The 23,957-nt window shown below is 67.5% G+C and carries 18 protein-coding genes, 1 tRNA gene and 1 pseudogene; 6 read left to right on the top strand and 14 right to left on the bottom strand.

The genetic code is table 11. The annotated features are described in order from the left end of the window. Window positions 1-34 precede the first annotated feature (34 nt). From WAS25_RS09255 to WAS25_RS09265, 3 genes are read right to left on the bottom strand one after another with little or no spacing between them, the layout of a single operon-like run. Window positions 35-1,168, bottom strand: coding sequence for an acetoin utilization protein AcuC (locus WAS25_RS09255; RefSeq protein ID WP_422311327.1), 1,134 nt, complete (start codon window positions 1,166-1,168; stop codon window positions 35-37). Beyond that, a complete protein-coding gene (locus WAS25_RS09260) occupies window positions 1,156-1,812 on the bottom strand; it encodes a CBS and ACT domain-containing protein (protein ID WP_422311329.1) in 657 nt (218 codons plus the stop codon). The genes WAS25_RS09255 and WAS25_RS09260 overlap by 13 nt, the downstream gene beginning before the upstream one ends. Before the next feature lie 29 nt (window positions 1,813-1,841). Further along, window positions 1,842-4,280, bottom strand: coding sequence for a CoA-binding protein (locus tag WAS25_RS09265; RefSeq protein ID WP_422311331.1), 2,439 nt, complete (start codon window positions 4,278-4,280; stop codon window positions 1,842-1,844). A gap of 166 nt (window positions 4,281-4,446) precedes the next feature. Here WAS25_RS09265 and WAS25_RS09270 point away from each other — a divergent pair, with 166 nt between their 5' ends. Continuing rightward, entirely contained in the window at window positions 4,447-6,123 is a 1,677-nt protein-coding gene (locus WAS25_RS09270; RefSeq protein ID WP_422311333.1) for an AMP-binding protein, read from the top strand. A gap of 75 nt (window positions 6,124-6,198) precedes the next feature. Then, window positions 6,199-8,034: an acyl-CoA dehydrogenase gene (locus WAS25_RS09275; protein WP_422311335.1), complete on the top strand. Its 1,836-nt coding sequence runs from the start codon at window positions 6,199-6,201 to the stop codon at window positions 8,032-8,034. An 87-nt stretch (window positions 8,035-8,121) separates the two neighbouring features. Here the strand turns inward: WAS25_RS09275 and WAS25_RS09280 are convergent. The 3 genes from WAS25_RS09280 to WAS25_RS09290 form a co-directional block, all read right to left on the bottom strand. After that, a tRNA-Ala gene (locus WAS25_RS09280) sits at window positions 8,122-8,197 on the bottom strand. Between the two features lie 98 nt (window positions 8,198-8,295). After that, on the bottom strand, window positions 8,296-9,333 hold the full coding sequence (locus WAS25_RS09285; protein WP_422311337.1) for a 2-oxoacid:ferredoxin oxidoreductase subunit beta: 1,038 nt from the start codon (window positions 9,331-9,333) through the stop codon (window positions 8,296-8,298). Between the two features lie 12 nt (window positions 9,334-9,345). Further along, complete coding sequence (locus WAS25_RS09290; RefSeq protein WP_422311339.1) at window positions 9,346-11,169, bottom strand: 2-oxoacid:acceptor oxidoreductase subunit alpha; 1,824 nt, start codon at window positions 11,167-11,169, stop codon at window positions 9,346-9,348. Window positions 11,170-11,382: 213 nt separating this feature from the next. Here WAS25_RS09290 and lexA point away from each other — a divergent pair, with 213 nt between their 5' ends. Further along, window positions 11,383-12,048, top strand: a complete 666-nt coding sequence (gene lexA / locus WAS25_RS09295; protein ID WP_422311341.1) for a transcriptional repressor LexA — start codon at window positions 11,383-11,385, stop codon at window positions 12,046-12,048. 120 nt (window positions 12,049-12,168) lie between these two features. On the opposite strand, the gene WAS25_RS09300 is transcribed toward lexA, so the two are convergent. Next, the gene (locus tag WAS25_RS09300; RefSeq protein ID WP_422311343.1) at window positions 12,169-13,200 is read right to left on the bottom strand and encodes an isocitrate/isopropylmalate dehydrogenase family protein; all 1,032 of its coding nucleotides are present in this window, start codon (window positions 13,198-13,200) and stop codon (window positions 12,169-12,171) included. An 85-nt stretch (window positions 13,201-13,285) separates the two neighbouring features. On the opposite strand from WAS25_RS09300, the gene WAS25_RS09305 reads away from it, so the two are divergent. The 3 genes and pseudogenes from WAS25_RS09305 to WAS25_RS09315 all read left to right on the top strand — a co-directional run bounded on the left by WAS25_RS09305 (window position 13,286) and on the right by WAS25_RS09315 (window position 15,786). Then, entirely contained in the window at window positions 13,286-13,774 is a 489-nt protein-coding gene (locus WAS25_RS09305; protein ID WP_422311345.1) for a peroxiredoxin, read from the top strand. Between the two features lie 73 nt (window positions 13,775-13,847). Further along, window positions 13,848-14,423: pseudogene (locus WAS25_RS09310) on the top strand (GTP-binding protein); the annotation flags it as partial. Between the two features lie 781 nt (window positions 14,424-15,204). Then, window positions 15,205-15,786: a LolA family protein gene (locus WAS25_RS09315; RefSeq protein ID WP_422311347.1), complete on the top strand. Its 582-nt coding sequence runs from the start codon at window positions 15,205-15,207 to the stop codon at window positions 15,784-15,786. On the opposite strand, the gene WAS25_RS09320 is transcribed toward WAS25_RS09315, so the two are convergent. Genes WAS25_RS09320 through WAS25_RS09350 form a run of 7 tightly spaced genes read right to left on the bottom strand, consistent with a single transcriptional unit; the run spans window position 15,770 to window position 23,922 of the window. After that, complete coding sequence (locus WAS25_RS09320) at window positions 15,770-16,477, bottom strand: HAD hydrolase-like protein (protein ID WP_422311349.1); 708 nt, start codon at window positions 16,475-16,477, stop codon at window positions 15,770-15,772. The genes WAS25_RS09315 and WAS25_RS09320 overlap by 17 nt on opposite strands. 3 nt (window positions 16,478-16,480) lie before the next feature. Further along, window positions 16,481-17,011 (bottom strand): inorganic diphosphatase, encoded by a 531-nt coding sequence (locus WAS25_RS09325; protein ID WP_422311351.1) that lies wholly within the window; start codon window positions 17,009-17,011, stop codon window positions 16,481-16,483. A 45-nt stretch (window positions 17,012-17,056) separates the two neighbouring features. Next, the gene (locus tag WAS25_RS09330; protein ID WP_422311353.1) at window positions 17,057-18,142 is read right to left on the bottom strand and encodes a sensor histidine kinase; all 1,086 of its coding nucleotides are present in this window, start codon (window positions 18,140-18,142) and stop codon (window positions 17,057-17,059) included. Beyond that, entirely contained in the window at window positions 18,139-20,499 is a 2,361-nt protein-coding gene (locus tag WAS25_RS09335; RefSeq protein ID WP_422311355.1) for a HEAT repeat domain-containing protein, read from the bottom strand. Before WAS25_RS09335 ends, WAS25_RS09330 begins: the two co-directional genes overlap by 4 nt. Beyond that, entirely contained in the window at window positions 20,496-21,170 is a 675-nt protein-coding gene (locus WAS25_RS09340; RefSeq protein ID WP_422311357.1) for an HD domain-containing protein, read from the bottom strand. Before WAS25_RS09340 ends, WAS25_RS09335 begins: the two co-directional genes overlap by 4 nt. Continuing rightward, complete coding sequence (gene hutH / locus WAS25_RS09345) at window positions 21,167-22,657, bottom strand: histidine ammonia-lyase (protein ID WP_422311359.1); 1,491 nt, start codon at window positions 22,655-22,657, stop codon at window positions 21,167-21,169. Before hutH ends, WAS25_RS09340 begins: the two co-directional genes overlap by 4 nt. Next, complete coding sequence (locus tag WAS25_RS09350; RefSeq protein ID WP_422311361.1) at window positions 22,654-23,922, bottom strand: MFS transporter; 1,269 nt, start codon at window positions 23,920-23,922, stop codon at window positions 22,654-22,656. Before WAS25_RS09350 ends, hutH begins: the two co-directional genes overlap by 4 nt. Window positions 23,923-23,957 lie beyond the last annotated feature (35 nt).

Consider the following 23,957-nt stretch of genomic DNA (forward strand, 5'->3'; position numbering starts at 1 on the left):
CGAGGATAGCTGAAGCCCAGCGGTGCCGCGGCGCTCAGAACCAGTAGCGGAGCAGGGAGTCCAGCAGGCGGTCCACCACGTCGCGGTTGCGGCGGGTGCGCTCCTCGCGGCCCGGGAACTCAGGGTAGGCGGGCACCGGATCGTGCAGGGTGTGGCCGACCTCCGGCCCGAGCAGGTGCTGCCACCGCGCCAGCCAGGCCTCGGGAAGTTCCTGGGGAACGGGCAGGTCCATCAGGGTGAGGTAGAGGATGGTCCAGACCCGGGCCACCACCTGGGCCTCGTAGCCGCCGCCCAGCGTGAACAGCACCCGGCCCTGGGTGTGCTCGCCGGCCAGGTCGAGAATCCTGCGGAAGAGCGTCTCGAAGGCCTGGGTGGTGAGGGCCAGGTCGCCCAGGGGATCGGCGAAGTGGGCGTCCGCCCCGGCCTGGACCACGAGGACATGGGGGGAGAACTGTTCCAAGGCCCGGGGCACCACGGCCTCGAAGGCTTCAAGGTAACTCTCGGATTCCGTGAAGGGTTCCAGAGGGATGTTCAGGCTGAGGCCCCGGGCCGCGCCGGTGCCCAGCTCGTGGATGTGGCCGGTGCCCGGATACAGGTAGTGCCCGGTCTCGTGGAGGCTGAGGGTCAGCACCCGGTCCTGGTCATAGAAGAGGTTCTGGACTCCGTCGCCGTGGTGGAGGTCGATGTCCAGGTAGGCCACGCGCCACCCGTGATCCACGAAGGCACGGATGGCCACCGCCAGGTCGTTGTACAGGCAGAAGCCTGCGGCCCGGTCCTTCTGGGCATGGTGCAGACCGCCACCCAGCTGGAGCACGCGGGTCTCGGTGTCCTCCATCAACAGCCGCGCCCCGTGGAGGACTCCACCCACCAGCCACCGCCCGGCGAGATCCATGCCTGGGAAGATGGGGTTGTCCTGGGTGCCCAGGCCAAAGCGTCCAGCCTCGGGCAGGGACTCGCCCCGGTCGAGAGCCTCGACCATGGCCACGAAGGCCTCGTCGTGGACGGACAGGATGTCTTCCCGCGTCGCGGCCGGTGCTGCGACGGTGGGGGCGGCATGGCCCAGGCTCCGGATGAGGTCCAGGAGCATGGCGAGCCGGGCGGGCGTGAAGGGGTGCTCCGGGCCGAAGTCGTACCCGGCGTACTCCGGGCGGTGGATCAGGGTTGCCATGGCTTGGACGTCAAGTGCAGCTGAGAGCTCTTGGGAAGGGGCCAGAGGACCGTGAACGCGGCGCCGCGCAATTCCTCTGACAGCGGACGGATCTGGTTCGAGTCCACTCGCAGCACCGTGCGCACCGTGGTGTCGGGCGTGGGGTAGGTGAGGATGGAGTGGATGTTCACCCGGCGGGTGGCGAGAAAGGTCGTGAGGCGGGCCAGCTCGCCCGGCTGGTCCGGAAGGACGACCTCCAGCCGAGAGGAGGGCTTGGTCACGCCGGTGAGGGTGATCAGGGCATCGAGGAGGTCCATGCCCGTGAGGATGCCCACCAGCTCGCCGCCATCGAGGACGGGCAGGCACCCGATCTTGTTCTCCCGCATGATCCGGGCGGCGTCCTCCACCGGATCCAGCGGATCCGCCGTCAGGGGGGGACTGCTCATGGCAAGGCTGACGGGATCCCCTGCGCTGCAGGGCGTCGAACAGAGACTGCTGGTGGAGAAACGGATGTCCCGATCTGTGAGGATGCCCACCAGGCGGCCCTCGTCCACCACGGGCAGGTGGCGGAAGCCTCGGGAATGGAGGAGCTGATCGGCCTCGCCGATGGTGGCACCGACCGCGATCACCAGCACCGGTTTCCGCATCATTTCTTTCACGAGCATGGGGCCTCCGCTGGGTCGAGTTGGGGCGTTCAGGGCTTTCTGGAACCGGTCTGGCTGAAGGTCAGGCGCAGGCCCGGTGCCAGCGGCAGCGGGCCGACGGCTTCGACATCGCCGCGGATGGCGACCGTGGCTTCGAGGGTGTGGAGCCAGGGCAACTCCTCCACGAGCTGCGTGAGGCGTCCCAGGGTTTCGGCCAGGCCGCTGTTCGGGCGCAGGCGAATCCGCCTGAGCACTTCGGCGATGTCGAGATCCGTGAGTGGTGTGAGGCGGAGGATGGAGTCCACGCCCTGCCGGCGGAAACGCCAGATAGGGCCGAAGTCGGGGTCGGACGACAGGTGGAGCGACACCTGGGGTTCCTTCCGGTTCAAGGGTTCCGGAGCTCCCGCGACGGGAATGCCGAAGGCCCCAAGCAGCTCCCGGGTCTCGGCCTCCGAAAAGGGCGCGGGACCTGGACTGGGCAGTGCCTCGACGAGCTGCTCCACGCGTCGGCGGGCCTCGCCGCCATGGAGGTCTTCGTAGCCCAGGATCCGTCCGGGCGGCTGCGCACGGAACTGCGCGTATTCCACCACCTTGGAGAGGGCCAGGGCCGCGGATTCGGGGAAACGGTAGGAGGGGAAGGTGCGGTGCTTGCCCCCGCTCTCGGCCAGGGCGGCCGAGCCCACGGGCACGGCGCCGCTCATGCCCATGAGGGAGAGCAGGGTCGGCTTGGCGATGCCAGTGGTCTGCTCGGCCCGCACCGCGGCCCGGCGGATGGCCCGGGCCACCACCGTGGGATCGCAGGTTCCGAGGCAGGCGAAGGAGGCGATGAGGGCATCCACCTGGGGATGCTCCAGAGCCTCGCGGCAGGCCTGTTCGTAGTGTTCGGGCGTGGCCATGGCATGCAGGTTCACCACACCGGTGCCGGAGATCTCCATGCCGTGCGTTTCGCAGGCATCGGCGCAGATGGTGGCGACGCCGCCGGAGTTGCTCACGATGGCCACGCGGTTCCCCCGGGGCAGGGGCTGGTGGGCCAGGAGCAGGGCGATGTCGAACAGATCCTCCAGGGTGTCGGCCCGGATCACGCCCGCCTGGTGGAACAGGGCCTCCACTTCCGCGTCATCCCGCGGGGCCGCCGCGATATGGGCGAGGGCCACACGCCGGCCGGCGTGACTCCGGGCGCTCTTGACGCAGAGGATGGGCTTCCGTCGGGAGATCCGGCGGGCCAGCCGGGCGAAGCGCCGGGGGTTCCCGAAGGTCTCGAGGTAGAGCAGGGCCAGGTCCGTGTCTGGGTCCTCGTCCCAGTACTGCAGCAGGTCGTTGCCGGAGACGTCGGCCCGGTTCCCGGCGGAGACGAAGGTGGAGAACCCCAGGCCCCGCTCGGCCGCGTACTGCAGGATGACCACGCCCAGGGCCGCGGAGTGGCTGAAGAATCCCACCCGCCCCCGGGGCGGCATGGCCGTGGCCAGGCTGGCATTGAGCTGGACCGCCTCGTTGGTGTTCAGCAGTCCCAGGCAGTTGGGACCCACCAGCCGCGCCCCGTGGCTGCGGGTGAGGCGCAGCAGGCGATCCTGCCGCCGGGCGCCTTCGGGCCCTGTTTCGGCGAATCCGGCCGCCAGGACCAGGAGGCCCCGGGCCCCGCGATCCAGGGCCCGCTTCGCGAGGGCCGAGACCTTGGTTGCCGGTACCGCGAGGATGACCAGGTCGGGCGTCTCCGGCAGGGCCGCCAGGGACTGGTAGGCCTGCACGCCTTCGATGGAAGTGGCCTTGGGATTGACCGGGTAGACCGAGCCCTGGAAGCGGCTCTGGAGGATGTGCCGGAAGATGGTGTTGCCGAGGGAGCTGGGATCCCGGGAGGCGCCGGCCACGGCCACGACACGCGGTCGCAGGAGCGGGACCAGGGAGTTGGCCGTGGCCACCCGCTCGCGGAGGTCTGTGCGTTCGCGCAGGGCCTCGGGGGCGCTCAGGGGGAAATGCACATGGATGACGCCATCCTCCATGGCCCGCCGGGTCTCGAAGCCCGTGTCCATGAAGACGTTCCCCATCTTCTTGTTGCCGGTCAGATGCTCCGCCTCGAAGCCCAGGTAGCCGACCCCCGCCGCCAGCCCCGCCAGGCGTTCGAGGATCAGGGTGCCGATGCCCCGTCCCTGGTGGGCGTCGCCGATCATGAAGGCCACCTCGGCCACGGGTCCGCCGCCGCCGATGTAGTTGCCCAGCCCCAGGACCTGTTCCTCGTCGCCCTCCCCTTCCACGGCCAGCAGGCAGGCTTGCAGGCGGAGGTTCGGCGTGCAGAGCTCCTCCACGAATTTGCGGGAGACGCTGGACACACCGCCCATGAAACGCATGGCGAGGCTCTCCCGGGAGAGGCCCCGGATGAAGGCCTCCACCCGGTCGATGTCCTCTGCGAAGGCGATCCGCAGCAGCACGCCGCGTCCGTCCTTGAGCAGGACGAATTCCCGATAGGCTGCCCCCTCTGGGATGACGCTGAACACCGCTGGGCCTCGCGAGTCTGGAGTGACGCGATCACCCTATCACGGGCCAGCGGAAGGCCGGTCCGTGCTGGAAGTCATTATTCTCCTGAAGGTCGGGTTTCGATATGGACGCTCCGGAAACCGCGCTATAGATTTGGGCTCACTACCCAATACAACAGGGGGCGGCATGACCTCACGCCAGGTTTTTCTCCAGGCCCGGGATTTCCTCGTCGAGCGACGGGACGACTACGCCGGAGCCTACCGGGATTTCCGCTGGCCCGCGCTGGGCGACTTCAACTGGGCCCTGGACCACTTCGATGCCTATGCCCGGGGCAATGATCGGCCAGCCCTCTGGATCGTGGAGGAAGGTGGCGCCGAAACCAAGGTCAGCTTCCAGGAGCTTTCCACCCGCAGCAACCAGGTCGCCAACGCCCTCCGGGGCCTGGGCGTCCGCCGGGGCGAGGGCGTGCTCATCATGCTGGACAACGTCCTCCCGCTCTGGGAGGTGATGCTGGCTTGCATGAAGCTGGGGGCCGTCCTGGTGCCCTCCACCCTGCTGCTCTCGCAGGCAGATCTCCTGGACCGCATCGAGCGCGGCGGCATCCGGCACCTGGTGGTGGACGCCGCCCAGGCAGGCAAGTTCGAGACCATGGACCCCAGCCTCACCCGCATCTGTGTCGGCGGCGAGGCTCCGGGCTGGCTCGGCATGGCGTCGCTCTACGAAGGCAGCCCCTCGTACGAACCCGACGCCGTGACCCACGCCACCGACCCCATGCTGCTCTACTTCACCTCGGGGACCACGGCCAAGCCCAAGCTGGTCCTCCACACCCACCAGTCCTACCCGGTGGGCCACCTCAGCACCATGTACTGGGTGGGCCTCCGCGAGGGTGACATCCACTACAACATCAGCTCGCCGGGCTGGGCGAAGCACGCGTGGAGCAGCTTCTTCGCGCCCTGGAACGCGGGCGCCTGCATCTTCGTCTACCGCGCCGCCCGCTTCAACGCCGCGGCCACCCTGCAGGTGATCGCGGACAAGGGCATCACCACCCTCTGCGCCCCACCGACCGTGTGGCGCCTGTTCATCCAGGAGGACCTCGCGGCCTACCCCGTGAAGCTGCGGGAGCTGGTGGGCGCCGGGGAGCCCCTGAACCCCGAGGTCATCAGTCAGGTCCAGAAGGCCTGGGGCCTCACCATTCGCGACGGCTACGGCCAGACCGAGACCACGGCCCAGGTGGGCAACCCGCCCGGGCAGCCGGTGAAGGCCGGGTCCATGGGACGCTCCCTGCCAGGCTATGAGGTGGTGCTGCTGGATGCCGAAGGCCGGGAGGCGGAGGAGGGTGAGATCTCCCTGAAGCTGAGCCCAAGGCCCCTGGGCCTCATGGCGGGCTACAAGGACGATCCCTCCAAGATGGCCAAGGCCGAGGCTGAGGGCTTCTACCGCACGGGCGACGTGGCGACGCGGGACGAGGATGGCTACCTGTTCTTCGTGGGCCGGGCGGATGATGTGTTCAAGAGCTCCGACTACCGCATCAGCCCCTTCGAGCTGGAGTCCTTCCTCATCGAGCACGAGTCCGTGGCCGAGGCGGCCGTGGTGCCCAGCCCCGATCCCCTGAAGCTCACGGTGCCCAAGGCCTACGTCATCCTCCGCGCCGGCTGGGACCCGAACCGCGAGACGGCGCTGGCCCTCTTCCGGTTCATCCGAGAGCGGTTGTCTCCCTACAAGCGCATCCGCATCCTGGAGTTCGGCGACCTCCCGAAGACCATCTCCGGCAAGATCCGTCGGGTGGAGCTGCGCAAGCGGGCCGCGGAGGCATCGCACTCCCCCACGGAATTCCGCGAAGAGCAGTTTCCTGAACTGAAGTAACCCGGGCACAACGCCGCATTCGGGCTGAAACTGGTCCCCGGCGTCGCCAACCCCTAATGGCAAGACGGAGGCCCCATGAAGTACCTCGACGACGATCGCGACATCCGCTTCAACCTCTTCGAGTGGCTGGATCTGGATCCGCTGCTGAAATCGGGACCCTACGGGGAGATCGACCGGGACCAGCTGGGCATGGTGCTGGACGAGGCCCTCAAGGTGGCCCGGGGCAGCATCGCCGCCTGCAACGAGACGGGGGATCGGGTCGGCGCCCGCTTCGACCAAGGCAAGGTGGAGCTGCCCGAGGGCTTCGCCGGGGCCTTCCGTGATCTGGCCGAGGGCGGCTGGATCAGCGCCACCATGAGTCCTGAGTTCGGCGGCATGGGCCTGCCCGAATCCGTGGGGGCCGGGATCAGCGAGTTCCTCATGGGCGCCAACACGGCACTGGGCCTCAAGGCCCTGCTCACCCGCGGCGCAGCGCACCTCATCGAGACCTTCGGTAGCGATGAGCTCAAGGGAACCTTCTGCGAGCGGATGTACTCCGGCGAGTGGACGGGCACCATGTGCCTCACCGAAGCCGGTGCCGGCAGCGACCTGGGCGCGCTCAACACCAAGGCCGTGCCCCAGGCCGACGGCACCTACCTGATCACCGGCGAGAAGATCTTCATCACCAGCGGCGACCACGAGCTGACCTCGAACATCATCCACGCCGTGCTGGCCCGCACTCCGGGAGCCCCCGCCGGGCCCAAGGGCATCAGCCTCTTCGTGGTGCCCAAGGTCCGCGTGAACTCGGATGGCAGCCTCGGCGCCGCCAACGACGTGGTCTGCGCCGGCATCGAGCACAAGCTGGGCATCCACGGCTCCCCCACCTGCAGCCTCGTCTTCGGCTCCAGCACCGGCAGCCAGGGCTTCCTGCTAGGTGAGGAGAACCAGGGCCTCGCCCATATGTTCCAGATGATGAACGCGGCGCGCTGGGAGGTGGGCGTCCAGGGGCTCAGCAATGCCTCCGCGGCCCACCAGGCTGCGCTGGCCTATGCGAAGGAACGCCTGCAGGGGCGCGGGCCCAGCGCGGGCAAGACCTCCGGCCAGTCCCTCATCATCGAACACCCGGACGTGCGGCGCTCGCTCCTGCTCCAGTCGGCCTACGTGCAGGCCATGCGCGCCCTGGTGACCTACACGGCCTGGTGCATGGACATGGCCCATGTGTCAGATGGCGACGAGCGGGATCGCTGGCAGGGCCTGGTGGAACTCCTCACGCCCATCAGCAAGGCCTGGTGCTCGGACTGGGGCTTCCGCGTGACGGAATGGGCGCTCCAGGTGTACGGCGGCTACGGCTACACCATGGACTACCCGGCCGAGCAGTACCTGCGCGATTGCAAGATCGCCTCCATCTACGAAGGCACCAACGGCATCCAGGCCCTCGACCTCGTGGGCCGGAAGTTCCGCATGCAGGAGGGCCGCCCCGTGAAGGCGCTGCTGAAGCTGGCCGCGGACGCGGCCCAGTCCCTGGTGGGCGACCCGGTGCTCGGCGCCTCCGCCCGCCAGCTCGGCGATGCGGTGAAGGACATGGCGGCCGTGCTGACCCAGATCCCCACGCGCGACAACGCCACCCTGCTGACCCTGCTGAATGCCGTGCCCATTCTCGACATGCTCGGCCACGTCGTGGGGGGCTACCTGCTCCTCCAGCAGGCTGAGGTGGCCCAGGGGAAGGCCCGGACCCTCATGGCCGACCGCGGCGTGGACACGGCGGACCCGTCGGCCGTCCGTGCCCATGTCACAGGGAGCAGGGAAGCGGCCTTCTATCAGAACAAGGTGCAGGCCGCGATCCACTTCGCCCACCGGGGGCTGCCCCTGGTGGCCGCCCACGCCGTGGGCCTGCTGGCCGGCGAGACGGCGCCCATGGAGGCGGTGTTCTAAGCGGGATTGACGACCTCTGCCCTCAGAACTGGCGAGGTCGTCCCATGAAAGAGAACGGCGGCCCGGAGACCGCCGTTCAAATGGGATTGGTGGACCTGATCAGGATCGAACTGACGACCTCTGCATTGCGAACGCAGCGCTCTCCCAGCTGAGCTACAGGCCCACGAAGCTCCAGTCTAGCGTGGTGGCAGTTCGCGTCAATGGCGGAGCATCGCGCAGAGGGCCGCCCGGATGGGAGGCCCTCTGCGCTGGAACCATGAACTACATCAGGCTCTGCATGATCTCTTCCAGCACGGCCGGGCTGGGTTTCACCTGGGCCTCGGTCAGGGTGGCCAGGGGCTGGTCCACCAGGTTCAGCACCTGGGGTAGGGGGGGCTGGGTTGGGTTGATGTAGAGCAGGCCCGTGAGGAACTCGCCCTTGGCCATGGACTCGTGGATGGCCTTCATGGCACCGAAGCGGTCCGTGGGGTCGTAGTCCTCGTGGATGGCCTTGATGGCGACCTTGGAACCGTCGGGGAAGGTGACGACCTCGGTAGCACCGGCGGAGATCTCCACCTCCTCGACCTCGGAATACTGGATGAAACCCAGGTCATGGAGAGGAAAGTCGTGGTCCTTGACGTGCTTGTAGGAGCGGGTGGAGGCATCATGGTTGTTGAAGGTGACGCAGGGGCTGATGATGTCCAGCACCACGGTGCCTTCATAGGCGAAGGCGGACTTGAGGATGGCATTCAGCTGCTTGGGGTTGCCCGAGAAGCAACGGGCCACGAAGCCACAACCCAGCTCGATGGCGAGGGTGCAGGGGTCGATGGGGGGCAGGTCATTCTTGGCGCCGCTCTTGAGAAAGGCACCCTTGTCGGCGGTGGCGGAGAACTGGCCCTTGGTGAGGCCGTAGACCCCGTTGTCCTCGATGATGTAGATCATGGGGATGTTGCGACGCACGGCGTGGACGAACTGGCCCATGCCGATGGACATCGAGTCACCGTCACCGGAGACGCCGATGTTGATGAGGTCCCGGTTGGCCAGGGAGGCGCCGGTGGCGATGGCCGGCATACGGCCGTGGACGCTGTTGAAGCCCCAACCCTGGTTGATGAAGTAGGCCGGGGTCTTGGAGGAACAGCCGATGCCCGAGTACTTGGTGACGAGGTGGCCCTCGATGTTCGACTCGAAGGCGGCGTTGATGATCTGCGCCGTGATGGCGTCATGGCCGCAGCCGGCGCAGAGGGTGGACTTGGAGCCCACATAGTCCTGCTTGGTGAAGCCGAGCTTGTTGGTGGGAGCGGAGGGCGTGGCAGTGGTCATGGTCGGCTCCTCTTACTTCTGCTCGAAGGCGGTGATCTGGTCCACGATGCACTTGGCGTCGATGGCATGGCCGTTGTAGTGGAGGACGCTCTTGAACTTGGTGGCGTGCTCTGGATACGTCTCGCGAAAGAGGTTGGCCATCTGGCCGTCGCGGTTCTGCTCGACCACGTAGACCACCTGCTTCTCCGTCACAAAGGAATCCACCTCGGCGGTGAAGGGCAGGGCGCGGAGGCGCAGGTAGTCGGTCTTCAGGCCACCCTCGGCGAGGAGATCCTGGGCCTCGACGACCGCGGGATCGCTGGAGCCGAAGGCCAGGACGCCCTTGGCCGAGCCCAGGTTGCGGAGGACGGGCGTGGGCACGTGGGTCTTGGCGGTCTCGTACTTCCGGCGGAGGCGGTCCACCACTTCGACGTAGTCCTCAGGCTTCTCGGAATACTGGGCATAGGCGTTGTGGCCGGACCCACGGGTGAAATAGGACCCCTTGCCGCCGGCGGTGCCGGGCAGGGAGCGGTAGCAGATGCCGTCGCCATCCACGTCCTTGTAGCGGCCCCAGTCCTTGGCCTCGGCCAGTTGCTGCTCGTTGAGGACCTTGCCGCGGTCATAGGGCTTGGCGGGGTAGGCGAAGGGCTTGGAGGACCAGTTTTGCATGCCGAGATCCAGGTCGGTGACCACGAAGATGGGCGTCTGGAAGCGCTCTGCCAGGTCGAACGCGTCGTAGGCGAACTGGAAACACTCCTCCATGTTGCCGGGGTAGAGGTTGATGTGCTGGGTGTCGCCATGGCTGCACTTGGCGCAGAGTTCCACGTCGGACTGCTGGGTGCGGGTGGGCAGGCCGGTGCTGGGGCCCGTGCGGGCCACGTTGAAGAACACGCCGGGTGCTTCCACGTAGTAGCCCAGGCCGATGAACTCGCTCATGAGGGACACGCCGGGGCCGGCGGTGGAGGTCATGGAGCGGGCGCCGGCCCAGCCGGCGGCCAGCACCACGCCAGCAGAGGCCAGCTCGTCCTCCATCTGCACGATGGCGACCGTGGACCTGCCGGTGGCCGGGTCCTTGCGATACTCCTCGGCGTAGTCGATGAAGGTCTCGACCAGGCTCGAGGCTGGCGTGATGGGATACCAGCCCACCACGGTGACGCCCGCAAAGAGGGCGCCCAGGGCGCAGGCCTCGTTGCCATCCACGATGATCAGGCCGTTGGTCTTGTTGTCGCGCACCACCTTGATGTGGTCCTGGTCCTGGAGGTTCTCCATGGCCCAGTCATAGCCCGCCATGGCTGCGGCCTGGTTGATCTCGATGGCCTTGGCCTTGCCCTTCAGCTGCTTGGTGATGGCCTTCTTCACTTCTTCCATGTCCACGCTCAGCAAGCGCGCCGCCACGCCGACGTAGATCATGTTCTTCACCAGCTTGTGGAGCTTGGGCTCGGGGCAGGAGGCCGTCACCAGCTTTTGGAAGGGCACGGGGATGTAGGAGAGGTCAGCGCGGAGCTTGTCCAGTTGCAGGGGCTCGTCGTAGATGACCAGGGCGCCGGGATCCGACTTGGCGATGTCCTCCTTCGCGGTCTCCGCATTCATCAGGATCAGCATTTCGTTGCTGGCCTTGCGGGCCACATAGCCCTTGGCGCTGGCGCGGATGGTGAACCAGGTGGGCAGGCCCGCGATGTTCGAGGGAAAGAGGTTCTTGCCACTGACGAAGACGCCCATCTGGAAGATGGCCCGCAGGAGTACCGTGTTGGCCGTCTGGGAGCCCGATCCATTGACCGTGGCCACCTGGATGGAAAAATCATTGATCCGGGTTTTCGCTCCCATGGGCGTCGAAGGGGCGGCAAGGCTGGCAGTCATGGAGACTCCTTTCTCATCGGGACACGGGCAACGAGTGGGGCCAAAAGAGGACGAGAAGGGCGTAAATACCTGACCCTCAAGGCCGTCGATCAGTATGACATAGGTCACAGGTGGGTTCCACGGAGGGTCTTGGAGCGGTCCCGACTGGGGGTCTTAAATAAAGCGAAAAAAAAGGGATTGACGACCTGCGCCTCAACTCTTACCTTTGAGCCCATGAAAGCCAGCGATCTCACCAAACGCCAGCAGGCCGTGCTGAAGTTCATCCGCACCTTCGTGCAGAGCGAAGGGCGAAGCCCCACCCTGGCCGAAATCGCCAAGGGCGTGGGTTCCAGCGCCGTGTCCACCATCCACAAACATGTCCAGCACCTCATGGACAAGGGCTTCCTCGTCCGCAGCCACGGCAAGGGCAACAACCTGGTCGTGGCCACGGGTAATGAGGAGGAGCCTCCTTCCTCGCGCACCGGTCGCGGCGACGCCCGGCCGGACGGTGCGCCCGTGGTGCGGATCTTCCCCTTCTGCGGCGACGTCGCCGCCGGTTCGCCCATCCTGCCGGAGAGTCGCGCCCTGCCCATCGAGGTGCCCAACAGCATCCACCGGCAGCGGGATGAGCTCTTCGTGCTTCGCGTACGGGGCGATTCCATGGTCGACGACGCCATCCTCGATGGCGACCTCGTGGTGCTGCAGCGCAAGGGCGAGTACCGGAACGGCGACCGCGTGGTGGCCCTCATCGACCGTGAGGAGGTCACCCTCAAGGAGTTCCGCCGGGACGCCAAGGGCGTCTGGCTCATTCCCCACAACACCGCGTTGCAGCCCCGCTGCTATGAGCCCCAGCTCATCGACATCCAGGGCGTCCTTGTGGGCGTCATGCGCAGCTGCTGAAAACGAATAGCAGGAACCGCGAAAGATGCCAAATGGGCGCGAAAGGAAAGACAAGTAATCTCCTTTCGCGCGCCCGAAAGGCGATTTCGCGGATTTCGGGGTTCCTGTTTTTCGATGGCCTCAGCTGGGCAATCGATCCCGGATGGCCATGCCCATGGCAACCGTGCTAAGTGTGCCGCCGAGATCCCTGGTCTTCGCACCATTTGCCAAGGCGCCTGACACGGCGCCCTCCAGGTCCCTCGCTTCGGGTTCCCAGTCCAGATGCCGGAAGAGAAGGGCCGTGCTGAGCATCATGCCCACGGGATTGGCCAATCCCTTGCCCGCGATGTCGGGCGCGGAGCCGTGCACGGGCTCGGCGAGGACCGAGCAGCGGTAGGGGCGATGGGGTGCCCAGCTCAGGGAGGGTGCCACGCCCATGCCGCCGATGAAGGCCGCGCAGAGGTCGCTGATGAGGTCGCCCAGGTAGTTGTCCGCCGCGATGACGGCGAACGTGGTCGGAGCCTGCACCAGGGCACATAGCAGTGCGTCGGCGTGCATGCCCCGGGCGGACACCCCGGGGTATTCGGTCCGCAGGTCCTCAAATACCCTCAGCCAGAGGCCATGGCCGTGTTTCAGCACGTTGGCCTTGTGGGCCAGGGTGAGGGGGCGGCACAAGGTCTCTGCGCGCCGGAAAGCCGCCACCAGCAGCCGCCGCACCGCAGGCTCGGTGTGGATGGCCAAGTCCACAGCGCGACCCGGTTCCGTGGAGCCCTGCAGGCAGTAGGGACCCTCCGTGTTTTCGCGGAAGACCTCGAGGTCGAGGCCGGTGCGGCTTCCAGCAAGGAAGGGGGCACAAGGGCGGAAGTTCACGGTCAGTTCCAGGCCCTGCCTGAGTCGCAGGAGAATCGCCTCCGCGTGGCGGCCGTCCGGCAGGCGCGGATCGCCCACGGCCCCAAAAAGAATGGCGTCGAACTGATCGCGCAGGTCGCAGTAGGACGAGTCGGGCAGGGTGTCACCGGTCCTCAGGCAGTGGTCGGCTCCAAAGGGGAACCGCACCGCTTCGAGGTGGCGGCCCCTGGCCTCGGCCCAGGCCAAGCAAGGCAGCGCCTCGGCCATGACCTCCGGGCCAACCCCGTCGCCGGGAATAAGGGCGATGCGAACCGGTTTGTCCAAGTCTTCGACTCCTGGGATACGGCCGATGGTGCCACACTCCTCTCACTTTCCGGAGCGGGTCATGGGACGGACATGGAGGGTAGGGATGGGAATCATCGCCATGCTCGGGCTGGCCTCAGCCGCAGAGGTGAAGGAAGGGACCAAGGCGCCGACCTTTGAGGCGCAGGACCAGAACGGTGCCCTGGTGCGCCTGGTCGATTTCCAGGGCAAGTCGTCGGTGGTGCTCTACTTCTACCCCAAGGACGATACGCCCGGCTGTACCGCCCAGGCCTGCAGCCTGCGGGACGGTTTTGCCGAGATCAAGGCGGCAGGGGCGGTGATCCTGGGCGTGAGTGCGGACAACAGTCAGAGCCACAAGGCCTTCGCGGAGAAGTTCCACCTGCCCTTCAGCATTCTGGCCGACCCGGAGAAGCGCATCATCGGGGCCTATGGTGTGAAGATGCCCCTGCTCGGTTTTGCCAAGCGCGTCACCTTCCTCATTGACCGCCAGGGCCTGGTTCGCAAGGTGATCACGGATACCAGGACCAAGGACCATGACCAGCAAGTACTGGCGTTCCTGAAGGCAATGTCCTAGGGAAATCCGGCATTTGCATTGAGCCGGCGGCACTTTCCAAGCTAGACTTCGTCCATTCACACGAGGTCTTGGAATGGTGTTCTTCAACCACGCCACCCGGCAGATGACGGCGAAAATCGTCTACTACGGCCCTGGCCTGTGCGGGAAGACCACCAACCTGAACACCATCTACGGCAAGACGAGCCAGAAGGCCCGTGGGGAGATGGTTAGCCTCAACACCGAGACGGACCGCACCCTCTTCTTCGACCTGCTGCCCATGGATGTGGGCATGGTGGGCGGCTTCAAGACTAAACTGCAGCTCTACACGGTGCCTGGTCAGGTCTTCTACAACAGCACCCGCAAGCTCGTGCTGAAGGGCGTGGACGGCATCGTCTTCGTAGTGGACAGCCAGACCCCCATGCTGGATGCCTGCAAGGAGAGCTACCAGAACCTGGAGGAGAACCTCCGCGAGCTGGGCCTGAACCTGGGGGATATCCCCATGGTCTTCCAGTGGAACAAGCGGGACCTGAAGAACGTGGTGCCCATCGAGGACCTTGAAGCGGCCTTCAACCCCAAGGGAACTCCCAGCTTCCAGTCCATCGCCTCTGACGGCACGGGCGTTTTCGAGACGTTGCGCGGCATCACCAAGCTCTCTCTCTCCCACATCAAGGCGCATGTGCTGGGCGAGTCCCAGGTCGCTGCCCAGCCGTTGGAAGTGAAGCCGGCGCGCCCTGAAATTGAGGCGCTCACGCTGTCCGACCTCCCCTCGGTCACCGACCTGCTGGATCTCGAGGGCTCGTCCCCCATGGGCTTGTCCTCACAGTCGATGCCCCTTCCAGACGAGGATGACGACAGCGGTCTCTTCATCGAGGCCCCCATCCTGCCGGAGCATCCCGAGGCGGCCGCGGACGACATCGCCTTCCTGATGGAGGACGAGGAGCTGCTGCCTCCTTCGGCCCTGCCCGAGGTGGAGGAACTACCTGTTCCCGCCTTCGAACCGGAACACAACCAAGCGCCGGTGAACGTGGAAGCGCCGGGCCCCCTCCCGTCTCCGGTGGAGGTCAGGCCGGAGGTCGAGGCCGTTCCGGATCCAGTGCCGCCACCCGAGGTCGCTTCGGCCCCCCGTCCCTCCAGGTCGGGCGTCAAGATGGATCCGTTGGCCGCGCTGGCTTCCCTGAATGTGGAAACCAGGCGACTCCCCGCCAAAGCCAAGCCCGTGGACCACAAGGACGCGATCAACTCCCTCATGGGCGAGCTGACCCAGGTGGGGCGGTCCGGTGCCCCCTCGATCCTGCGCCTGGAGGTGCCCACGGAAGTGGATGGGCAAGAGATCGAGGTCGTGGTCCAGCTTCGGCACCAGGGCCAGGTCCTGGTGGAAGGTCAGATCCGCCGTCCGGCGCCCGGAAAGGGCAGCACGGCCAAGCTCAGCGTCGAGCTGAAGCGGAGCTGAGGTGCGCCTGCCCACCCTGGTCTGGCTGGCGGTGTCCCCGTGCTTCGCGGCCATGCCCAGCTGGTGGACCGCCTTCACCAGGATGCCCTCCCTGGAGAGCCGCTTCCGGCAGGAAAGCGACAGCCTGGTGTTCGGCAAGCTGGCCCGGCAGGGGCGCCTGGCCCTGGCGCGGGGTGGGCGGTTGCGAGTCACCTACGAGGGTGGGCTCACCGTCACCTGTGATGGTCGCCACCTGGTGCAGTACGATCCGGACACCCGCACAGCGCAGCGGGTGGAACTCGCACGGGCGGTGCGCGATTTTCCCCTGCTGGGCATCCTGCTGGATCCGGCCCGCCTTGAACGGCTCTACCGGGCGGAGTCCCTTGGTGGTGAGTCCGTGAAGCTCCTGCCTCGGGAGCCCGGCCTCCCCGAACTGAGCGTCACGGGGCGCAAGGGGCTCCTGCATTCCCTGGCCTGGATCGATCCCTCCGGAGCGCGCCAGACCCTGGAACTGCTTAATCCGAAGTCGCCGGCACCCCTCGCGGCCGACACCTTCAAGCTGCAGGTCCCCGCAGGCACCCGCTGGTCTACTCCGAGCGGCTGAAGGCGTCGAAGCGCTCGGGCTGCGGGAAGCGGAGTCGGAGCCAGGCCTCGAGGTCGGCGACCGTGTCGAAGATCCTGGCGGCCCCGGCGACGGCCAGTTCTTCGTGGCTGCCATAGCCCCAGCCCACGCCGATGGGCTCGAGGCCGTGGTCGCGGGCGGCCATCATGTCCACGCCCCGGTCCCCGATGAAGACGCCCCCGGGCCAGATGGTGCCCCGTTCCGCCAGGCCCGCGAGCACCTCGGTCTTGGGTTGCCACTGGCCCTTGAGGCTGCTGCCGAAAATGTCGTCGAAGATCAGGTTCAGGTCGAACTGGTAGGCGATGCGTCGCGCGAAGAGGCTGGGCTTGGCGGAGACCACGTAGATGCGGTGCCCCTGGCGCTTCAGGCGGTGCAGCAGGTTGAACATCCCGGGGTAAAGCTCATGCTCGAAGACCCCATCCTGCCGATAGCGCTCCCAGTAGAAATCGAGTGCGGCTTCCAGTCGCTGCGGGTCCTCCAGCCCCTCCAAGGTGGCCAGTGATTCGCGCATGCCGAAGCCGATCCAGCCGCGGATGGTGGCCTCATCGGGCATCCGCAGGTTGAAGGCCTCACAGGTCTTGGTCAGGCAGTTCTGCACGCCCAGCAACGGATCCACCAGGGTTCCGTCGAGGTCGAAGCAGACGAGCCCGGCGGGCTGTTCCAGCTTCTGCATCGCCTAGAGCTGGTTCTGCTGGCGGTTGTAGGCCTCGATGGAGGCCCGCACGAAGGCGTGGGCCTCGTCCTTGCCGCCCCAGCCATCGCTGGAGACGCTCTTGCGCTCGAGGTCCTTGTAGGTGAGGAAGAAGTGCTCCACCTCGAGCAGGAAGTGGGGGGGAAGGTCGCTGCGGGAGGTCACGTGGGCGTAGGTGGGATCGTCCGTGGCCACGGCGAGAATCTTGGCATCGTGCCCCTTGTCGTCGGTCATGCGCAGCAGGCCGATGGGCCGGGCGCGGATGACCACCCCGGGATAGGTGGAGCCGTTGATGAGCACGAGGATGTCGGCGGGATCGCCGTCGTCGGCCAGGGTGCCTGGAATGAAGCCGTACTCGGCGGGGTAGTGGAAAGGTGAGAAGAGCACGCGGTCCACGTGCACCAGGCCCGTGTGGTGGTCGATCTCGTACTTGATGCGCGAGCCCGTGGGGATCTCGATGATCGCGTTGACGATCTCAGGCGCCTGGTTGCCGGGGTGGAGGTGGATGAAGGACATGGGCGCTCCGCAAGGGCTCGATGGTCGCATGGTCCCTGACTGGCGTCACGGGAGGGTGGGGGCCGCCAGCCTTAGATGTACCGTGGTCCCGCGCCCCACCTGGCTCTCGATGAAGAGCAGGCCGCCATGAGCCACGATGATGCGGTGACAGACGGCAAGGCCCAGGCCGGTGCCGCCGCCGAAGGTGCTGAAAAAGGGATCGAACACCTTCGCCAAGGCCTCCTCCGGGATGCCGCAGCCGTTGTCGGTGAGCGTGAGATGCCAGCAGGGCTGGCCCTCCAGCCGCTCTTCCACGGCGGACAGAATGATGCGCGGACGATCCATGTCCTCCAGGGCCCGGATGGCGTTCTGGAGCAGGTTCTGCGCGACCTGGCGCAGCAGATCGGGATCGCCCAGCCAGGTGGCCTGCTCGGGGATCTGGTTCTCCCAGGGGACGGCCTCGGCCAGCGTGGTGCTCCGCAGGGCCTCCTCCCAGAAGCTCCGCAGGGCCAGGATCCCCTGCTTGGGGTGGAGGTCCCGGGTGAAGGCCAGGGTGTTGCCAACCACGCTGTTCAGTCGGCCCACACCTTCCTGCATCTTCCTGGCGAGTTCCAGGGGGCCCGGCTGCTCGGCCAGGTCCTCCACGAGCATCCCGGAGAACAGGGCCAGGCTGCCCAGGGGGTTCCGGATCTCATGGGCCAGCTCCGCAGCCATGCGCCCCATGGCGGCCAGGCGGTCCTCCCGCGTGGCCTGCTGGGCGCGCAGCACGGCCTCGGTGACATCCCGGAGGGTCACGATGACTCCGCCGTGGGGGGCGGAGCGGCGCTCCTCCTCGAAGATCAGCTCGCGGCCTTCCGTGGTCTGGACTCGGCGCTGGCCACCGGGGCTGCCGGCTTCCCAGGGTGCGGGTCCCCGCAGGAACCGGCCCTCGAGGCCCTGGGGCCGGTTGGTGAACCGCAGAGAACCGTCCTCCGCCAGCACCCAGATGGCAAAGGGGACCGCCTCGATGACCGTCTGCAACTCGCCCTGGAGCTGTCCCAGCTGGACCTGGAGGGCCTCGTACCGGGTCTGGAGATGCTCCGAGGCCGCCGTGAAGGCCTCGAAGGCCTCCAGCAGTTGACGGGGATCGGGATGGGCCTGTGCCTCGGTCACGGCAGCACCGGGCGCTCTGCCACGCGGCGCATGGCCTCCCGTTCCTCGCCTTTGGGCTCCGCCTCCACGGCTTTCTGGAGCGCGGCCCGTGCCTCTGGACTGCCCAGGGCGGCCAGGGCCTTGGCAGCGGCGAGTCGGATGGGTTGGGTCTCCCCCCCTCCGAAGAACCCCTTGCGACGCAGGCACTCAAGGAGCACCGGAAGGGACTTCGACGAGGCGATGTGGCCGAGGGTGTCCAGGGCCTGGATCCGCAGCTTTTCGAGGACGCGCTTGTCCTGGGCCAGTTGGATGACCTGGGGCAGGCTGCCTTCCGACCGCAGCTGCCCGAGCGCGAAGAGGATCTCCTGCATCGTCTCCGCGTCCGTGTCCTTCATCTGGGCCACCAGGTGCGGCTCGGCCACGGGGCCGCCCAGCTTCCACAGGGCGCGTACCGCCGTGCGGCGGACCCTGGGCTCGGGGTGGCGTAGGAGGGGGAGGATGGGCGGGACACAGCCGGCATCGCCGATGTCCGAGAGGAGCGTGAGGGCATTCCGAACCATGAACCAGGCCGGCGAGGTCAGGGCGTGTATGAGGACGGGCAGGGCCGTGGGTCCCATGCTCCGCACCGCCTCGACCAGGCGGCCCCGCCGGGTGCGGTCGGTCTCCTCCCCGAGCCGTGCCACCAGGTATCCGGCCATTGGATCGCCGATGAACTCGAAGAAGGGTTGAACCTCCAAGAGCATCTGGTCCCGCTCCAGGGCGAAGGCCCGGGTGACAGCCGCCTCGAGCAGGGGGGGGCGCTGGAGGGAGGTCCGGAGCCGGGCCAGGGCGTCCTTCCGCCAGGGATGCGGCTCCTCCAGGAAGGCGCAGAGGCCTTCGAGGTCCTGCAGATCGGAGAGGGCAGGCCCGAGCTCCCCCCGCAGGACCAGGGCCGCAAGCAGGGATTCGATGGCTTCGGTCGCCCAGCGGTGGGTGGGGGGATCCGGTTCCCAGGCGAAATGCGCCCTCAACCCCTCGGCCAGGGGACCCTCGCCCTCTGGGGGCAACCCAGGCTCGTGGGCCCAGCGCGCCACGCCGTTGAGGGTCTGGGCCGCCTTCAGCCGTAGGTCGGGCCGATCGCTGTGGAGGGTCTCCAGGAGCACTTCCTGGATGCGGAGGAAGTCATCGAAGCGCCGCAGGTCCAGCAGCTCGCGAAGGAGGGCCAGCCGCTCCTCCAGGCTGAGGTCGTAGAGGTGGCCCCCCTCGAGTACCTTGAGCAGCTTGGCCTCCAGGCTCAGGGCCTCCCACTCCAGGTGACGCAGGATGGCCTCGGCCTGGGAGGCATCCTGCCCGGCCATGCGCAGATGGGAGGACAGCGTCCGGACCAGCCGCTCCCGGTCAGGGATGGGGCGGAGGATGTCCTGGATGGGCCCCCGCAGCTGGGCCCAGGTCGCCCCTCGGGCGAGGATGGCGCTGGTGGCCACACCGAGGAGCTCCCCAGCCAGGGCCTTCACGCCCAGGGCCAGTCCCGCGGGGTGCTCAGGGAGGCTGCCTAGGCCCGCTAGAAGGCCCAGCTGGACTTCGGGACTCAGGCCCATCAGCACCTGGCGCAGGGTGCCGAGCTGGCCGGGGGTCGGCATGCCCTCGCCAAGGCCAAGCTCCCGTCCCAGGGGACCGAGGCCGCTCAGGTCCGCAGGGCCGAAGCCGCTCAGGGGGTCGCTCCAGCCATCCTCGGCGAGCCCTCCGGGGGCACCAGCCCCTCCAGAGGAGCCACCGCTTCGGGTCGCACCCTCCGGCGATCCAAACAGGTAGGCAGCGCTCGCCCGTTGGGTCGATCCGCTCGTGGAAGTGGCACCCTTGGCAATGGACGTCAGCAGGGCATCCCGGATGAACTTGACCAGGTTTTCCGGGGAGGGCGAGATCGCAGGGGCGGGCGAAAGGGCGGGCGCCTTGTCCCCGGCGAACGCCTCCCCCTCCGAGATCTCCTGGTAGCGGGTCTGGGAGACCTTGATGTTGACGACGCCCGAGCTCCGGAGCAGGGCCTCGAAGCCGCCCTGCTCCTCCAGCTTCTGGGGTTTGGTCCCAAGGCCTGTTAGAAAGACGAGGATCTCATCCGGCCGGACGCCTCGCTCGAAGACGAAGCCGCTGATGCCCCGCTCGGACACAAGCCGCACCAGGGCGGCGACATGGGGACTGCGGGTGTCCTGCACCTGGCTATCCACGAAGGCCTTGGTGCCCGAGACGACGAACTGGAGGCGGTCCTGGTGGACCAGCCACTGCTCCAGGACCGTGTGGGCGGCCGCAAGGCCCTCCTGGGCCCGGGGGTGCGCCGCGGTGTACATCTGCAGCGCCTTGAGGGCCACGGCCAGACTCTGGGAGAGCTGCAGGAAGTCGCTCATGGGGGCGTCACCTCCGCTGGATCCGACCACTCGCGCTGGAGCTGGGCGTAGTGGGCTTCGAGGAAGGTGAGGCGGCGCTGACCCTCTTCCCTGGCCGGGTCAGTGTTGAGGCTGCTGGTGATGCCCCGGGCTAGGTCCAGCCAGGCCGTGCCACGCCGAAGGATCTCCGCCGTGGTGATGGGCTGGAAGGCCCCGCTGATGCAGCCGAAGTGGATGAGGCTGGCCGCCCCGATCTTGCTGAGCTTGTCGCAGTCCCATAGGCAGGCGGTCTCGAGGGGTTCGAGCCGCTTCGTGAGCCTGAGGCCGACGTGATGCTCGATGGCGTGGCGCACCGCCGGGATCTTCGCTGGCGGGAAATCCGTGTCGGCCAGGATCGTCTCGACCTGGGCGGAGGCATCCTGGGCGTGGGTGTCCTTCGAGTGGGGATCCTTCAGGCGCTTGGCCACGTCATGCAGCCAGGCCGCACACTCCACCACCTCGGCATCGGCTCCGGTGGCGTGAGCCAGCCAGCGCGCCAGCAGCACGGCGGCGTAGGTGTGCTCGAAGCGGTAGTTGAAGATGGGCTGGTAGGTGCCGTCCACCTCGTGGCCGATGCCCCAGAACCGGATCGCGTCCGCGTCCGAGAAGCGCCGCAGCGCGTGTTCGCAGGCGACCCGCCAGGGCGTGGTCATGAGCGGGATTCCTCGTAGGTACGGAGGGCGCCAAGCGCCTTGTTGACCTCCTCGAACATGACGCGATCAGCCCAGGGCGCGCAGGCCTTGGAAAGGCAGTCCATGAGCGGTTGCAGGCCCTCGGCGGGGGCGAGGCCGATGATGCGAAGGCCTTCCAGGGCCATGCGCGCCTCGATGGCCAGCACCTGTTCGAGGGCGTCCACGGCGCGCAGCAGTTTGCGGGCCGCGATCGGGCCCATGCTCACGTGGTCCTCCTTGCCGGCGCTGGTGGGGATGGTGTCCACACAGGCCGGGTGGGCCAGGCCCTTCATCTCGCTGACCAGGGCGGCGGAGGTGACATGGGCCATCATGAAGCCGGATTCGAGGCCGCCGTTCTGGGTGAGGAAGGCAGGGAGGTCCGAGTAGGCCGGGTTCACTAGGCGCTCCTGGCGGCGCTCGGAGATGCTGGCCAGGTCCGCTGCGGCGATGGCGAGCACGTCACAGGCGAAGGCCGGGTACTGGCCGTGGAAGTTGCCGCCGGACCGGGACTCCTGGGTGTCCGTGAAGATCATCGGATTGTCGGTGGCACTGTTGAGCTCACGCTCAAGGATGGCCCCGGCGAAGTGGAGGGCGTCCCGGGTGACGCCATGCACCTGGGGGATGCAGCGCAGGCTGTAGGCATCCTGGACACGGTGGCAGTCCTGGTGGCTGTCGGCGATGGCGCTGGTGGCGCCGAGGAGCTCGCGCATCCGCGTCGCCACGGCGATCTGGCCCGGATGGGGGCGGGCGGCATGGATGCGCGGGTCGAAGGCGGCGCGGGTGCCGCGTAGGGCCTCCAGGCTGAGCGCCGCGATCTCATCCGCCAGCCCGGCCAGGCGCGTGAACTTCTCCACGGCGAGGTTGCCGAGCGAGGTGATGAGCTGGGTGCCGTTGATGAGGGCGAGGCCCTCTTTGGCCTGCAGGGTCACCGGCTGGAGCCCGGCCTGGGCCAGGGCTTCGCCGCCCGGGATCTGGCGCTCACTGGACCAGGCCAGCCCCTCACCTACGAGCAGCAGGGCCATGTGGGCCAGGGGGGCCAGGTCGCCGCTGGCGCCCACGCTGCCTTGGCTGGGTACCACGGGGACCACGTCGCGGTTCAGGCACTCTGTGAGCAGGTGGATGGGTTCGGGGCGGATGCCGCTGTGGGCCTTCAGCAGGCAGTTGATGCGGGCTGCCATGAGGGCGCGGGTCTGGTCTTTGGGCAGGGCCTCGCCCACGCCCGCAGCGTGGCTGCGGATCAGGTTGAGCTGGAGCTGCTGCAGCTGGTCAGGCGCAATGACCACGGTGGCGAACTGGCCGAAACCGGTGTTGATACCATAGACCGTGCGGCCCTCGGCCACGATGCGGTCCACCACAGCGCGGTTCTCGGCGACCAGGGCCAGGGCGCCCTCGTCGAGGGTGACCCCCTCACCGGCGGCGATGCGGGCCAGCAGGGGGGCGGTCAGGGAGTGGCCATCGAGGTGGATCATCGGGCTTCCTTGGGCTTGAGCGTGAGGGCCAGCAACAGGGCCGCACCCAGGGTGAGACCCGCCACGGTGTAGGTGGACTGGCCACCCCAGCGGGCAAAGACGAAGGTGCCCACGGCGGGGCCCACGATGCGGCCGACGCCGCTCATGGCGTTCAGGACGCCGAAGAGCGCACCCTGGTCTTCGGGGGGCGTCAGCTGGCTGGCCAGGGCCGAGCCCGCGGTGTTGCCCATGCCGCTGCCCCACGACAGGGGGATGAAGAGCAGCAGGAAGGGCCACATCCAGGGGGCCATGGGCATCAGGGGCAGGGCGATGCCCATGAGCAGCAGGCCGGTGATGAGAGCTGCCCGCTCCGGGAAGCGCTTGGCCACGAGGCGGACCAGGCCGCCCTGGTAGATCACCATCAGGACGCCGATGCCCGCGAACAGGAATCCCACCTCGCGCTGGTGGAAGTCGAAGCGCTGGTGGACCAGCAGGGCGAAGGTGCCCTCCATCATGGCGAAGCCCGCCATGGCCAGCAGGGACACCATGAGCAGCTGGGCCATGCCGGGGATCTTCATGGCCTTGACGAGGGCATGGCCGCGGCTTTCGTGGGAGCGGGCCCGGGCCCTGACTTCGGGCGTGAGGGTCTCCGGTAGCCAGAACAGCACCATCATGGAGGCGGTGAGCGAGAGCCCCGCCGCCACGAAGAAGGGCAGGTGCCAGCCGCGGGTCTGCAGGAGGTGCATGCCGAAGTGGCTGCCGCTCAGGATCCCGGCCAGGGCGGGGCCGAGCACGAAACCCAGGCCGAAGGCGGCGCCGATCATGCCCATGACCTTGGAGCGCTCCTCCGGCTCGGAGCTATCGGCCATGGCCGCCTGGGCCACGGAGATGTTGCCCCCCGTGATGCCATCGAGGATCCGCGCGGCCAGCATCCACTCGAAGCGGCTGGTGAGGGCGAGCATGAGGTAGCCCAGGGCGGAACCCACGAGGCTGATCCAGAGCACGGGCTTGCGGCCCACCTTGTCGGAGGTCCGACCCAGGATGGGCGAGGCGATGAACTGCATCAGGCTGAAGCTGAGGAAGCCCACGCCGGCCCAGAAGGCGCCGGGGGTGGTCCCGGTGCCGCCCAGTCCCAGGAATTGATTGACACTGGCCATCCAGGAGCTCGGGTGGTCGGCGATGGCCTGGGCATAGAGGGGGAGGATGGGGATGACGATGCCAAAGCCCAGAAGGTCAACGAAGACCGTGAGAAAAATGGCCATCCTGGCACGTTTGGTCGACTGCATGAGGCTCTCCAGCCCCCAGTGTAGCCCGGCGGAGG

This window comes from Geothrix sp. (assembly GCF_049292215.1).
Taxonomy (GTDB): domain Bacteria; phylum Acidobacteriota; class Holophagae; order Holophagales; family Holophagaceae; genus Geothrix.

Excerpts from the sequence above, each read along its gene's own strand:
- WAS25_RS09260 (WP_422311329.1), bottom strand. The coding sequence starts at position 1,812 with ATGCTCGTGAAAGAAATGATGCGGAAACCGGTGCTGGTGATCGCGGTC.
- WAS25_RS09285 (WP_422311337.1), bottom strand. The coding sequence starts at position 9,333 with ATGACCACTGCCACGCCCTCCGCTCCCACCAACAAGCTCGGCTTCACC.
- WAS25_RS09255 (WP_422311327.1), bottom strand. The coding sequence starts at position 1,168 with ATGGCAACCCTGATCCACCGCCCGGAGTACGCCGGGTACGACTTCGGC.
- WAS25_RS09320 (WP_422311349.1), bottom strand. The coding sequence starts at position 16,477 with ATGCAGAAGCTGGAACAGCCCGCCGGGCTCGTCTGCTTCGACCTCGAC.
- hutH (WP_422311359.1), bottom strand. The coding sequence starts at position 22,657 with ATGATCCACCTCGATGGCCACTCCCTGACCGCCCCCCTGCTGGCCCGC.
- WAS25_RS09270 (WP_422311333.1), top strand. The coding sequence starts at position 4,447 with ATGACCTCACGCCAGGTTTTTCTCCAGGCCCGGGATTTCCTCGTCGAG.
- WAS25_RS09325 (WP_422311351.1), bottom strand. The coding sequence starts at position 17,011 with ATGTCCTTCATCCACCTCCACCCCGGCAACCAGGCGCCTGAGATCGTC.
- lexA (WP_422311341.1), top strand. The coding sequence starts at position 11,383 with ATGAAAGCCAGCGATCTCACCAAACGCCAGCAGGCCGTGCTGAAGTTC.
- WAS25_RS09340 (WP_422311357.1), bottom strand. The coding sequence starts at position 21,170 with ATGACCACGCCCTGGCGGGTCGCCTGCGAACACGCGCTGCGGCGCTTC.
- WAS25_RS09305 (WP_422311345.1), top strand. The coding sequence starts at position 13,286 with ATGGGAATCATCGCCATGCTCGGGCTGGCCTCAGCCGCAGAGGTGAAG.
- WAS25_RS09290 (WP_422311339.1), bottom strand. The coding sequence starts at position 11,169 with ATGACTGCCAGCCTTGCCGCCCCTTCGACGCCCATGGGAGCGAAAACC.
- WAS25_RS09275 (WP_422311335.1), top strand. The coding sequence starts at position 6,199 with ATGAAGTACCTCGACGACGATCGCGACATCCGCTTCAACCTCTTCGAG.
- WAS25_RS09335 (WP_422311355.1), bottom strand. The coding sequence starts at position 20,499 with ATGAGCGACTTCCTGCAGCTCTCCCAGAGTCTGGCCGTGGCCCTCAAG.
- WAS25_RS09350 (WP_422311361.1), bottom strand. The coding sequence starts at position 23,922 with ATGCAGTCGACCAAACGTGCCAGGATGGCCATTTTTCTCACGGTCTTC.